Origin of the sequence: Myxococcus llanfairpwllgwyngyllgogerychwyrndrobwllllantysiliogogogochensis, assembly GCF_006636215.1 — a bacterium.
Taxonomy (GTDB): Bacteria; Myxococcota; Myxococcia; order Myxococcales; family Myxococcaceae; genus Myxococcus; species Myxococcus llanfairpwllgwyngyllgogerychwyrndrobwllllantysiliogogogochensis.
This window is the reverse complement of sequence record NZ_VIFM01000307.1, coordinates 1-12,769: the sequence shown is the minus strand read 5'-3', so window position 1 is coordinate 12,769 and position 12,769 is coordinate 1. Positions and strand designations below refer to the sequence as shown.

At 69.4% G+C, this 12,769-nt stretch carries 10 protein-coding genes; 7 read left to right on the top strand and 3 right to left on the bottom strand.

Translation table 11 applies throughout. The features are described from left to right. The first annotated feature begins 57 nt into the window (after positions 1 to 57). The 5 genes from FJV41_RS42725 to FJV41_RS42705 are packed head-to-tail and all read left to right on the top strand — an operon-like array spanning position 58 to position 6,831. Entirely contained in the window at positions 58 to 924 is an 867-nt protein-coding gene (locus FJV41_RS42725; RefSeq protein WP_141648380.1) for an SRPBCC family protein, read from the top strand. A gap of 29 nt (positions 925 to 953) precedes the next feature. After that, the gene (locus FJV41_RS42720; RefSeq protein ID WP_141648379.1) at positions 954 to 1,358 is read left to right on the top strand and encodes a thiol-disulfide oxidoreductase DCC family protein; all 405 of its coding nucleotides are present in this window, start codon (positions 954 to 956) and stop codon (positions 1,356 to 1,358) included. A 51-nt stretch (positions 1,359 to 1,409) separates the two neighbouring features. Then, complete coding sequence (locus FJV41_RS42715; RefSeq protein WP_141648378.1) at positions 1,410 to 3,941, top strand: AAA family ATPase; 2,532 nt, start codon at positions 1,410 to 1,412, stop codon at positions 3,939 to 3,941. 40 nt (positions 3,942 to 3,981) lie between these two features. After that, positions 3,982 to 6,258: a vWA domain-containing protein gene (locus tag FJV41_RS42710; RefSeq protein ID WP_141648377.1), complete on the top strand. Its 2,277-nt coding sequence runs from the start codon at positions 3,982 to 3,984 to the stop codon at positions 6,256 to 6,258. A gap of 15 nt (positions 6,259 to 6,273) precedes the next feature. Then, positions 6,274 to 6,831 carry a hypothetical protein gene (locus FJV41_RS42705; protein ID WP_141648376.1) on the top strand — a complete coding sequence of 186 codons (558 nt, stop codon included), beginning with the start codon at positions 6,274 to 6,276 and terminating at the stop codon, positions 6,829 to 6,831. Positions 6,832 to 6,841: 10 nt separating this feature from the next. On the opposite strand, the gene FJV41_RS42700 is transcribed toward FJV41_RS42705, so the two are convergent. Further along, the gene (locus tag FJV41_RS42700) at positions 6,842 to 7,723 is read right to left on the bottom strand and encodes a DNA integrity scanning protein DisA nucleotide-binding domain protein (protein WP_141648375.1); all 882 of its coding nucleotides are present in this window, start codon (positions 7,721 to 7,723) and stop codon (positions 6,842 to 6,844) included. A gap of 126 nt (positions 7,724 to 7,849) precedes the next feature. Between FJV41_RS42700 and FJV41_RS42695 the strand changes: the two genes are divergently transcribed. Then, on the top strand, positions 7,850 to 8,212 hold the full coding sequence (locus FJV41_RS42695) for a TraR/DksA family transcriptional regulator (protein WP_141648374.1): 363 nt from the start codon (positions 7,850 to 7,852) through the stop codon (positions 8,210 to 8,212). Positions 8,213 to 8,286: 74 nt separating this feature from the next. On the opposite strand, the gene FJV41_RS42690 is transcribed toward FJV41_RS42695, so the two are convergent. Continuing rightward, positions 8,287 to 9,054, bottom strand: coding sequence for a double zinc ribbon and FHA domain-containing protein (locus FJV41_RS42690; protein WP_174458615.1), 768 nt, complete (start codon positions 9,052 to 9,054; stop codon positions 8,287 to 8,289). A gap of 113 nt (positions 9,055 to 9,167) precedes the next feature. Here FJV41_RS42690 and FJV41_RS42685 point away from each other — a divergent pair, with 113 nt between their 5' ends. Beyond that, entirely contained in the window at positions 9,168 to 10,865 is a 1,698-nt protein-coding gene (locus FJV41_RS42685; RefSeq protein WP_141648373.1) for a serine/threonine-protein kinase, read from the top strand. Positions 10,866 to 12,102: 1,237 nt separating this feature from the next. On the opposite strand, the gene FJV41_RS42680 is transcribed toward FJV41_RS42685, so the two are convergent. After that, positions 12,103 to 12,769: FHA domain-containing protein (locus FJV41_RS42680; RefSeq protein ID WP_141648372.1), on the bottom strand; the 667-nt coding region annotated here is incomplete at its 5' end.

Below are 12,769 nucleotides of genomic sequence, written 5' to 3'. Positions count from 1 at the left end.
GTTGGTGGCGGAGGTGCAAAAGGGCGGGGCTCCACGTCTTCTTGAGAGGTGCCCGGCATGTCCCGTGTCTCGTCCCCGCTGTCTCCCGCCTCGTCCCTGCCCATCGAAGGAGAGTCCGGGGCTGCTTCCCTCGACTCCGCTCCAGTCCGCGACACGCTGTCTCCGACGAAGAGTCCGTCGGCCAGCACGCTGGAGGTCTTTCAGGGCCCGTCCGGAACGGTTGGAGCCTTCTCCGTGCCCGGGCCTCGCTGCGGGCCCAGGACGGGGGAGTCGAACGGCTTCGACTTCGCGGTGGGCGGCTCCTTTCCTCCTCGCCCCACGGGCAACGTGCGGGAGCAGATGAAGCAGGGGGCCTTCACGCTCGCCCAGTCGGAGGCCGCCACCGCGAGCCTGCTGATGAAGGGCGGAAGCGTCGTGGACGCCTATGCGCGGGGGCACCTGCGGCTCCTGGAGCCCAGCCCTCCCATCCAGGGCGCGCCCACGTCCCTGACGGACTACACCAGCGCGCTTCCGGGAGTCCCTCCCGAGGCGGCCTGGGGCTACTTCGTGCGCAATCCCGGGCCGGTGTTCGAGTCCGCCGGCATCCGCATCCAGCCGTCCACCGTCGCGCTGACGGATGGGGCGAAGGTGTTCCTGGAAGAGAAGGGGCCTCCTCCTGTCTGGGCCCCGGTTTCGTTCCGGTTGGAGGCGGAGACGAACACCGTGCACATCACCACCCTGGACGGGCACCCGCTGCGGGGAACGAACCGCTTCGTCTTCGAGGACGACGGGGAGGGTGGAACGCGACTGCGCCAGTACTCGGCCTTCCAGGGCAGCTCACCCGCGACGGCGGTGGGCCTCAAGCTGATGGACCCCATCGAACGGCAGCATGACATCTGGCGCGGCGTACATTCGCATCTGCATGACACGCTCGTCTCGCGCTGACATAGAACCGAGGGTTGGAGGTGACGCGGATGGTGCTGAGGACGACGCCGCCGGGACATGATGTGATCCTCTACGACGGGCATTGCCGCATCTGCAGCGGCGCGGCCCGCGAGTTCCAGAAGCTGCTGGGAGGGCGGGGGACGCAGCTGCGCTCGTTCCGGGACGAGGGCGTGCTGGTGGGCTTCCCGGGCATCAGCGCGGAGCGGTGCGAGAACGCCATGCAGCTCGTCCAGGCGGATGGGCGGGTGCTGGAAGGCGCGGAGGCCATCGTCCGGGCGCTGGGCAGGCACCCCCTGGGCCGCCTCCTGTACGTCTACTACGTCCCTGGCCTCCGCCAGCTTGTCGACGTCTTCTACCGGGCCTTCGCCCGCTACCGGTTCAAGATTGCCGGGCGGACCTGTTCGGACGGCGGTTGCGAGGTCCACTTCAAATAGACAGAGGCCGGCGGGTAGCATGGGGCCAACCCCGCTGCCCCTGGATTGTTCGTGCAAGCTCATCCGCCGCCGTACCTCCAGGCCGCTCGCGCCTTTCGCCACTTCTTCAGCGAGCTGCGGGACGTCTACCTGGAGCGAGAAACGCTCTTCACGCAGCTCGAGCTGGCGCTGCTGAGCCGGGAGCATGTGCTCGTCGTAGGGCCACCCGGGACGGCCAAGAGCGCCATCGCCAGCGCGGTGCTGGGGCGCATCTTCGACGAGCACACCGGCCTGCCCTCTCTGTTCTCCAAGCAGCTCGCCGAGTCCACCGTGCAGACGGACCTGCTGGGTCCGGTGGACTTCAAGGTGCTGACGGAGACGGGGCGCACGGAGTACCTCACCGACGAGGGCATGCTGGGCTCGCAGCACGCGTTCCTGGATGAAATCTTCGACGGCCGGGACATGCTGTTGCGCTCCATCCTCAACGTGCTCTTCGAGCGGGAACTCAAGCACGGTCGGCGGGTGACGGCGGGACGCACCGAGTGCGTCATCATGACGAGCAACCGGTATCTCTCCGAGGTGCTGGCGCGCTCGCCCGAGCTGCTGCTCGCCTTCGCTGACCGGCTGAGCTTCATCAGCTTCGTGCCCAAGTCCTTCGCCCGAAAAGAGAGCCGGGCCGCCATGCTGCAGCGCTTCGCGCAGGGCGCGCGCGCGGACCTTCGGGCTCCTCTTTCGTTGCAGCAGATGGACCTGCTGCAGGACGCCGTTTCGCGGGTGAAGGTGCCCAGTGACGTGCTGGAGGGCGTGGAGTTGCTGGCGGATGCCCTGGAGCGGGCCCTGACGGCCCAGGTGTCCAAGCTGCCCGACTACGTGCCCACGAAGTACTTCTCCCAGCGCTCGGCGGTGAAGGCGCTGTGGGCGCTCAAGGCGGCGGTGGTGAGAGACCAGATCTACCGGCGGCCGGAGCGACCGCTGGAGGCGTCCGTGGAGGACCTGGACGCGCTGCGCTGGTTCTTCCTGTTGGGCGGTCCCCCCTCGACGGAGACGGAGGCGCTGCTCAAGTCGGTGGTGGACCCCCGTGAGCGGGCGCAGCTCGAAATCGTCCGGTTGGAGCAGCGCACGTTCGACGAGGTCATCGCGAAGGTGCGGCAGGAGCTGGGCGGGGGCCTGGAACGCGAGGCCCAGGTGCTGGGCTCGGCGGAGGAGGCCTCGGCCGTGGAGGCCCTCTCACGCAACTGGCAGCCTTCCATGGCGTCCACCTCCGCGCGGGGCCTTTTGACGAAGCTGGTCCCCGGTCCGCGTCATGCGCAGAACCGCGCTCCGTTGCTGGTGTCTGCCCGGGCGCTGGTGGCGGCGATGGACCAGCGGCTCGCGCGCGGCATGGCGGGGCAGGGAGAGGGACGGGGAGGGCTGGCCCTGCTGTCCTCATTCCAGGACGTGCTGGAGCTGTGCCGCGTCATCCCTGAACTCAAGGTCGGCCTGTCCCCCCTGAGTGAGTCCACGGCCCGATTCCTCGAGGGGGCCCTGGAGATGATTGCCCTGACCGCGGAGAGCGCGGACTTCGAGGAGGGCCTCAAGCTGGAGGGGCTGGTGGGGCTGGCGGACAACCTGGAAGAGGAGCTGTCCAGGTCGGCGGACCTGGTGGGCATCCTGGCGGAAGGTGCTCCGGTGGCGGTGGAGCGGCTGCGCCAGTCGGAGGCCGCCGCGCGAAAGCGGGTGGTGGGGGCGTTGCGGCGCCGGGCGACCGTTGCCTTCCAGGGCGCATCCGCGCGCGGACGCAAGGAGCCGCTGGAGACGCTGGCCGCGGACTCGCGCCGACTGTCACAGCTGGAGCAGTCGCTGGTCGCGCTGGACCCGACGCAGCGAAGCTTCAAGGAGGAGCTGCTGCTGCCCCTGGGCCTCGCCTATGCGCGCGAGGTGCTGGCCTCCACGCCGTTCGAGCGCATCGAACAATACGGGCGCGCGGTGCAGGCCGTGGCGGAGAACCTGCGGCGCGAGGGACTGCCCGTCGACGTGGTGATGGGGGAGTGCCAGAGCATCCTCGACGGGCGGCTGCGCGAGCACGCTCGACTCCTCACGCGCGAGGTGCCGAGCCCGCCTCCGCCGGCCGCCTCCGTCCTCAACGGCGACGCGTACGTCTTCTACCGGGGCGATTTCTCCGCCAAGGCCCCGGACGGCGAGCTGGCGGCGTTGTTGGGCCTGGACGGACAGCTCGCGTTCACCCGAGGGGGTTCAGCGTCGGCCTTCTTCTCGGAGAACGCCCGCGCGGCGGTGGCCCAGGCGGAGCTCACGTTCATCCAGACGCGCGTCAAGTACCTGCGCAGCTGGCTGACCCAACTGCTCACCTCGCTGCCCTCGCCGGAGGCCCTGACGGAGCGGCCCGAGGTGGAGCGCACGGTGGACCGACTGGTTCGCAGCCGCTTCCCCCTGCTGGCGTTGAAGGAAGGGGAGCTGGTGCGCCTCAAGGGGGTGCTGTCGCTGCTCGCGGCCATTCCAGGCGAAGTGGGCGAGAGCGCGCAGCGCCTGGAGGCGCAGCTACGGGGCATCGACGAGGACTTCGGGCGGTACAGCCGTCAGGTGCTGGAGCGGCGGTCCGCCGCATGAGCACGCCCGAGTCGCATAGGGCGCGGAGGGAGGGCTGAGCATGCTCTCCCGGCGGCTCACGGACCTGCGACGGCGCCTGGACCTGTTCCGTCAGCCCGCGCCCCCGGTAGGGGGCATGCGCCGGTGGACGTTCGGGCGCAAGGTGACGGGGCCCGGCGACCTCGCCCTTCCCGTGCTCGCGGTGCTGGACCGGGAACTCGACAAGGTGGGCATCCACACCTCGGCGGACGCGCAGTTGCTGCGTGAGCTGGGGGCCCGTCGAGGGCTCGCGGGGGCATTGTCCCAGGGGCTCCAGGCCCGGGCCGGGCAGGCACTTCAAGAACTCGAGGCGTGTGTGGAGCGCGTGGAGCGCGCCTGGCGGGCGGGAGTGATGCCGCCGGGAACCCTCACGGTGCTCGACAGGGCCTTTGTCCAGCTCGCGAGGGCCGTGAAGGTGGCCGACCTCTTCGCCCGTCCGCCCACCGAGGACGTCGACGACGACGAGGGCTTCATCGCCTTCGAGCGTCCAGCCTCCCCGCGCAGGCAGCGCGCGCCCAGCAGCTCCCGGATGGCCGTGGCCGAGTACTTCGCGCTGCGCGCCCGGGAGAACGTCGTCGACGTCGTGCAGAAGCGCAGGGACCTGGACCTGGCCCACGAGATGTTGCTGCGCCTGGGAGCGGACCACGACCGGGAGCGCGGCCTGCCCCTGCGCCGCGAGGTGGCCGAGGCCCGGGAGCGCACTCGCGCGGTGCCGGCCGTGCGCTCCCTGGAGGAACTCCTGCGGCACGTGCGGCACGCGGCCCGGCATGACCCCCAGGCAGCCTACCGTTCGCTGCGCGGCCTCTACGAGCGGGCGGTGGAGGCGGGAGACCTGGAGCTGGCGGCGGCGGCTCGCGCGGCCCTGGAGCCCCTGTTGCCCTCCCGCTCCCAGTTGACGGCCCTGGTGGAGCGCGCCGAGCGGGACGCGCTGGCCCACTGGTTCGGCGAGTCTCCCCCGGAGGAGAAGCCCGAGGTGGCCACTCCACGTCCGGACGAGCTGCTGGCGGACCTGGCCTTCTCGCTGCGGCCCGAGCAGCTCGCCACCTTCGAGCTGGCGGCGGGGTGTGCCCGTTACTTCGACGTGGAGGACGCGCTCTCCGAGGAAATCGTCCTGGCGGAGACCCAGGTGGCGAGGCCCGTGCCCCGGCGCGTTCCCTATCCCACCCAGACGATGACCTTCGAGGTGACCGGCGGCCTGCACGAGGTGAACAACTTCGTCCTGACAGACCCGAGGATGTTGCTGAGGGACCTCGCGGCCAACCGGCAGCTCGTGCGGGCCTACCTGGAAGAAGCGCCACCTCCCCAGTCGAAGAAGGTGAAGCGCACCGCCGTGCGCGTCTATGTCTGTGACGCCTCCGGCTCCATGCATGGCGCCCGGGCCCGCTTCCGTGACGCCCTCATCATCGCGGAGCTGAACAACCTGCGCGTCAAGGCGCGCCGTGGGGAGACGTTCGACCCGCTCTACTTCAGCTTCTTCAACGACGTGCCCACCGAGCTGGCCCGCGTGGACACCGCCGCCGAGGCCACCCGGCAGATAGAGCGACTCTTCCGGGACTCGCCCGCCGAGGGGCAGACCGATATCTCGCTCGCGCTGATGTCGGCCTTCGACTCCATCCGCGCCGCGCAGGGCAGGGACCCGTACCTCGCCCGGGCCACTGTCGTCCTCGTCACCGATGGCGAGGACCGCGTGGACCTGGAGCTCATCCGCCGCACCCGCGCGCCCATGGGCTCGCTCGACATCGCCCTGAGCTTCATCTCCCTGGGCGAGGAGAACCCGGACCTCCGCTCACTGGTTCGCGAGCAGCGCGCCTCCGGCATCCGCGCCTTCTACCACCACCTCTCCGACGAGGAGATTCAGTGGGCCCGTACCGAGTTCGATACGCCCTGGCGCACGCTGCTGCCTCGGGACGTGCCCGCCACGCCGGATTCGCTGGAGCAGCTCGCGCCTCACCTGGAGGCCCTGGAGCGCGTCGCCGGTGGGCGGAGCACCTCGGCCACCGTCGCCGTGGAGGCCTCGTTCGAGGCCCTCTTCCCTGAATCACCGCCGCGCCCCGAGGGCGGACAGGTGCCCGGCTCGGACGTCGTGGGCCGCGTGGTGGACATCCTCGGCGCGCTGGTGGAAGCCGCCTCGCTGGCTCCGGCGGACAAGCGCGCCACGGAGAGCGTGGTGCTCCTCCAGCACCTGTTGGCGGTGTATGGGCTGACCCCGGCGCGGTACCTCGCGGCCCTGTCCGTGGGTGGACCGTCGGTGACGGATGCGCTCGCGCGGGTGCGGCTGTTGTGCCGGCCCTTCGGGTAGTCTCCGGCCCACGCCATGTTCTTCGGCCTCTGGAAACGGAAGAAGGAGCCCGCCCGCCCGGCGGACCCGCTCGTCGCCTTCGACGAGCTGCTCGAGAACCTGGACCGGCAGGCCGCCGAGCTGCGCAAGTCCGCGGCCACGCTGCTCGCCCTGAAGGGGGACCTTGCTCGCGCCGTGGAGCGCTACTCCCGCCGCCTGGAGGACCTGGCCTCGCGCCATTCCACCGCCGCGTCGCGAGGGGACTCGAAGGCCGTGGGGGTGCTCGCGAGGGATTCCACCCAGGCCGAGGCCCTGCTGGCCACCACGCGGGAGTCGCTGGAGCGCGCGGACTCGGATGGAAAGCTGCTGCTGGAGGCCGCCGCGGAGCTGGGGGACCGGGTGGAGGAGCTGCGCCGCGAGCGGGAGAGCGCCTCCGCGCGCCTCACCCTGGGCGGCATCGTCACCGACGCGCTGAAGGAGCGTGTGGCCCGCTTCGAGCAAGCGTTGGTGGTGGATGCGGCGCGTGACGAGGTGGAGCGCGCGCACGCACTGGCGGAAGTCTACCGGGAGGAGCGCCGGGAAAAGGCGGACTGAGCCAGCCGTCTCAGGTGCGGCGCGCCGTCTGGTGCAGCTCCAGGACGATGTTGCCGCCCTTGAAGAGGCGCACCGCGCCGGACGTCTGGCTCACCACCAGCGCGATGCAGGCCGTGGAAGAGGTGATTCCCGCGGCGGCCGCGTGCCGGGCGCCCAGGCCGAGCGGAATCTTCACCATCTCGTCCTGCGCGGACAGGTAGCGTCCGGCGGCCAGCACCACGCCGTCCTCGCGGATGACGAAGGCTCCGTCCAGCACGGAGAAGTTCTTGATGGCCTCGCGAATCTTCGGGTCCAACACGTTCCGTTCGGCCTCGGAGAGGCCCTGGAACGGATTGATGGTCATCTGCCGGCTCTTCTCCAGCACCGTCGTGTGGTCGCCGATGGTGATGATGGTGCCGATGGGATGACCCTCGAAGCCCTCCTGACCAATCTGGAGCGCCAACTGGATGAGCGCGTCCACCACCTGGGAGTTAAACTCCTCGCCCAATTTCACGCCTTCAATCGCGAGCCGATCATCCAGCGACCCACCAATCCGCATCTGCATCAGCGTATCGGGAGCACGACCCACACGCCCCGTCATGCAGAGCACCAGGTCGCCTTCCTTGAACGCTCCCTGCGAGAGCGCGGAGACGAGGGCCACCTTCACCCGTTCGGTGCGCGAATAGTCGTAGGCGGGGATGACGAGCGCACGGACCTTCCGAAGCAGGTGCTCCTGTGCCAGCTTGTCCAGCGTCACCGCATACACGAGCTTCTTGCGAGCAGGCCGGCCCCGGAGTTCCTCGGGAGGGATGGGCGTGTCACAGATGTAGAGAAAATGATCCACATCGCTCTTGGCGGCCAGCGAGAGGGCCGAGCGCAGGAACTCCCGATCAAACTTCGTGTTCTCGCTCAACCGCCCTCCCGTTCACCCGCAGTCGTGACTGGGTCAGCTTGACACCGACGGCTCTCTGAATAAAGCTTTCGGGCCCGTTTTTTGGGGGACAGGGCCCAAAAACCCTCGCGCACTGGAGCGAAGGCTGTGAACCAGAAAGATCTCAAGCGTTACAAGAAGATGCTCGAGGACAGCAAGACGAGCCTGCTCGAGAGCGCCAAGAAGACCCTGGTGGAGGAGTCGAATTTCGACACGGACGACCTCCCCGATGAGATTGACCTGGCCTCTTCCGAGTACGCGCAGTCAATGGTGTTCCGACTGCGGGACCGAGAGAAGTTCTTGCTGCAGAAGATTGATCGGGCGCTGACCCGGATCGAAGACGGCACGTTCGGCGTCTGCGAGCGTTGTGAAGAGGACATCTCCCCCAAGCGGTTGGAGGCACGTCCGGTGACGACGCTCTGCATCCGCTGCAAGGAGGAGCAGGAGAAGAAAGAGAAGTCCTACGGCTGAGTGCCGTGGGAGCCCAGGGCCGCGCGGGAATCCCCCGTGCGGCCCGGGTGAGTCCGGGGAAGAACGGCGCCGCCTCAGGCGAGGGGCGCTTGGATCTCCACCCGGAGCAGCTGTCGGCCGATGAGGTAGTGGTCGCCGTTGTCCACGAAGGTGGGGCCGGCCAGCCGCATGAAGGTGCCGTTCGACGAGCCGACGTCACGCACGGTCAGCCGGTCCTGGCGGACCTGCAGCACCGCGTGACGCCCGGAGACGAAGCCGTCGGTGGGGAAGGTGAGGTCACCCTGCTCGCGTCCCAGCAGGTTGTCGCCCTCGCGAAGCGGATACGCCGCGCCCCGGAGTCCCCCCTCCAGCAACTGGATGAGCCGCAGGCGGTAGCCGGGATCCGGCGAGCCCCAGATCTGCGTTCCTCCAGGCCCCTGCGTCGCGGTGGGGATGGGCTCCAGCACCAGCCGCTGACGTCCCAGGCGCACTTCACCGCCGGGTGACAGCTCGCGCTCCTGGCGCAGCCGCACGAAGACGCCGTTGGCGCCGCCCACGTCCTCTACCGCCAGGCGCGAGCCGGAGAAGAAGAAGCGCATCTGGACGGGCATGATGAAGGGGTCGTCCGGGAGCGAGAGTTCCCCCTGCTGGCCGCAGGTGAGGGTGTCTCGCTGCATGCGGACGACGGACTCGGGGCCGCCGTCGGCCCGCACCACGCGGATGGAGACCTGGGGGCGGGAGGACAGGCTGGCCACGGCCATGACCATCGTTCCGGAGCGCAGCGGCGAGCCGCACGCTCGGCAGACGGTGGCGTCCCGGGGGTTTTCGGTATCACAGCGGGGGCAGTATTCCATCGCTTCCATGAGGGCTCCGCGTTTCTACCAGGGGTGACGCGAGGTTGCTCGTCTTGCGAGCGGCTTGCTCAGTACCCGAGCGACGTGGTGAACTCCGTGACCCACCCTTCGGGGAAGTTGACTTGCACTGCCCCTCCTGCGGCGCTGACGCCCAAGAATCCTCCCGTTTCTGCCCGGCCTGCGGTGCGACCCTCGTGCGCACGCCGGATGCTGACGACTACGTCGGCCTGACCATTGCCCAGAAATATCGGGTCGAGGCCCTCATTGGCGAGGGCGGCATGGGGCGGGTGTTCCGAGCCCGGCAGATTTCGCTCGACAAGGTCGTGGTGCTCAAGGTGCTCCGGCACACGTTGCTGTCGGACGAGCGCACCGTGGCGCGCTTCCAGCGCGAGGCCAAGGCCGCCAGCCGACTGAACCACCGCAACTCCATCAGCGTGCTGGACTTCGGCCAGGCCGAGGACGGGGCGCTCTTCATCGCCATGGAGTACGTGGCGGGGCAGGACCTGCACCAGATTCTCAGCCGCGAGTGGCCCCTGGGCGAGGGGCGCGTGGTGCGCATCGTGAGCCAGGTGCTCGGCGCGCTGTCGGACGCGCACGGCGCGGGCGTCATCCACCGGGACCTCAAGCCCGAGAACATCATGGTGGAGCAGCGGCGCAACGAGCCGGACTTCGTCAAGGTGCTCGACTTCGGCATCGCGAAGATCACCGACTCCACCGACGACGGACCGGCGCTCACGCGCGCGGGCTTCGTCTGCGGCACGCCCGAGTACATGTCGCCGGAGCAGGCGCGCGGCGCGACGTTGGACCACCGCTCCGATTTGTACGCGGTGGGTGTCATCCTCTACCAGCTCATGACGGGCCTGCTGCCGTTCGAGTCGGACTCGGCGGTGGGGTTCGCCACCAAGCACCTCACCGAGGAGCCGCCGCCCCCGACGCGGCGCCGGCCCGACGCGCGCATCTCCCCGGCGATGGAGCGGCTCATCCTGCGCACGCTCTCCAAGAGCCCGGATGACCGGCCCGCCAACGCGGAGGCCTTCCGCGCGGAGTTGATGGCGGTGGAGAAGGAGCGTCGTCGCTCGGAGGCGCCTCCTCGGCGGCCCCAGCCCTCGGCGGTGCTCGCGCCGCTGCCGCGCAAGTCGACGGGACGCAACGACGACAGTCGTGACGCCACGGCTCCGGGGTGGGGCAGCGAGGTGACGGTGGAAGCCACCGTCCGCGCGCTTCCGGACGTGCTCTCGCCGCTGCCCTCCAATGCCGACGCGATGCCCGCGACGCGGGAGAAGACGGACTCCATCATTCCCACCCAGCCCGGGGTGGGGGGCGGAGGGCTGGGCTTCTTCTTCAAGTCGCTCACCGTGCTGCTGGTGGTCGGCGCGGGCCTCTTCTTCGCGTACTACTTCTATTACTTGAACGGCGGGGGGAAGCCGGGCGTTGTCTCCCCCTTCTCGCTGCCTCGCAACGCGCCCGTTCCCGGGAACGTGGGGAGCACGGCGGGGGACTCCGAGCAGCCGCTCTACGAGCAGCAGATCCCCGCGGCGAACCGCAACCTGGAGGAATCCAGCCGCCATGCGCAGGCGGGAGATCAGGCGCTGGAGCGCGGCGACCTGGGGCTCGCCAAGTCGAAGTACAAGGACGCCTTCCAGAGCAACCCGGACCCGGAGCTGGCCCTCAAGCTGGGCGAGCTGTATTGGCAGCAGGATCAGCTCGACGAGGCCAGGGGCTGGTGGTCGCGGCATCTGCGCGAGGTGTCGAACTCGAAGGCCAGGCCCCTCATCGAGCAGCGCCTGGGGGGCACCGTGGCCCGCCCGTCGAGTCCGTAGCGAGGAGCCACTCGACTCCCCCGGGACGCTTGCTCTGGCTGGGTGTCTCTCCCTCGAGTACGCGGTGCTCGGTACCCCGGGCCGCTCGCGCGGGAGGACAGGCTGGGTGTCTCTCCCTTGAGTACGCGGTGCTCGGTACCCCGGGGCCACTCGCGCGGGAGGACAGGCAGCGTGTCGTCTCGGCGAACACGCGACGTGTGGCCCCCCAAACGGGTGCTCGCAATGGCCGCGCGTCGCCTCAGCGAGCAGGTGATGCGCGGACCCAGAAGAGGTGCTCGCAATGGCCGCGCGTCGTCTCAGCGAACAGGTGACGCGCCCGCGCCCCGAGACGCTCACAACGACCGCTCGCCGTCTCAGCGAACACACGAGGCGCGGTGCCCCACGACGCTCGCAATAGCCGAGCATCGTCTCAACGAACACGTGACGCGCGGTGCCCACGAAGCGCGTAATGGCCGAGCATCGTCTCAACGAACACGTGACGCGCGGTGCCCACGAAGCGCGTAATGGCCGAGCATCGTCTCAACGAACACGTGACGCGCGGTGCCCCACGAAGCGCGCAATGGCCGAGCATCGTCTCAACGAACACGTGACGCGCGGTGCCCACGAAGCGCGCAATGGCCGAGCATCGTCTCAACGAACACGTGACGCGCGGTGGCCCACGAAGCGCGCAATGGCCGAGCATCGTCTCAACGAACACGTGACGCGCGGGTGCCCCGAGACGCTCGTAACGACAGCTCGCTGTCTCAGCGAACACATGATGCGCGGTGCTCCCGGAGGTGCTCGCAATGGCCGTGCGTCATCTCAACGAACACGTGACGCGTGGACACCATCAGTGCTCGCAAGGGCCGTGCGTTCTCTCGACGAGCACATGAATCGCGGTGCTCCCGGAGGTGCTCGCAATGGCCGCGCGTCGTCTCAGCGAGCACATGACGCGCGGTGCCCAGAGGTGCACGCAATGGCCGAGCGTCGTCTCAACGAACACGTGACGCGTGGACACCAGAGGTGCCCGCAATGGCTGTGCGCCGTCTCAGCGATCACATGATGCGCGGTGCTCCCGGAGGTGCTCGCAATGGCCGTGCTTCGTCTCAACGAACACGTGACGCGTGGACACCATCATTGCTCGCAATGGCCGTGCGCCGTCTCAACGAAGACGTGACGCGCGGACACCAGAGGTGCTCGCAATGGCCGCGCGTCGTCTCAGCGAGCACATGAGGCGCGGTGCCCCGAGCCGCTCGCGCTAACCGAGCGTTTCGACCTGGAGCACGTGCTGTCCCAGCCGGACCCGGTCTCCGGGACGCAGGGGGCGCTCCTCGCCCGCGGGGATGCGCACGTAGGTGCCTAGGCCGCCGGACAAGTCCCGTAGGAGCGCTCCGGTCGGCGTGGGGGACAGCTCGCAGTGGCGACCCGCGAGGCCCTCGTCCCCCGGGAAGCTCAGGTCGCAGTGCGCCTGTCCCAGCGTGAGCAGCGGGGCGGCTGTCACCACCGCGCGGCCTCCCCTGCCACCGAAGATAACCTCCTCCACGCCGTACACGGCCTGCCCGAGCGGCACGGGAGCGCCGTAGACGATGGGGCGACCAGCCACCGGCGCGGGCGTCTCCAGGCGGCCCGTGAAGCGGAACAACCGCTGACCCGCGCTGAAGTGGGTGCGCGCGGTGATGGCCTCCGTGCCCGCGACCGTGACGAACACGCCGGAGGCGCTGGACTCGTCCCGCACGAAGAGCGCGCCGTCCTTCACCAGGAAGGTGGCGTGCAGCGGCGACACGAAGCCGTCATCCGGGAAGAGGATGGCGCCTCGCTGGCGGCCCACCACACAGCCCGTGACGGGCAGCTTGTAGCGCTGACCCCGCGTCGAACCCGCGATGACCGCCAGTCCGAAGCGCGAGGCCGCGGGGGCGGGGCGGGGG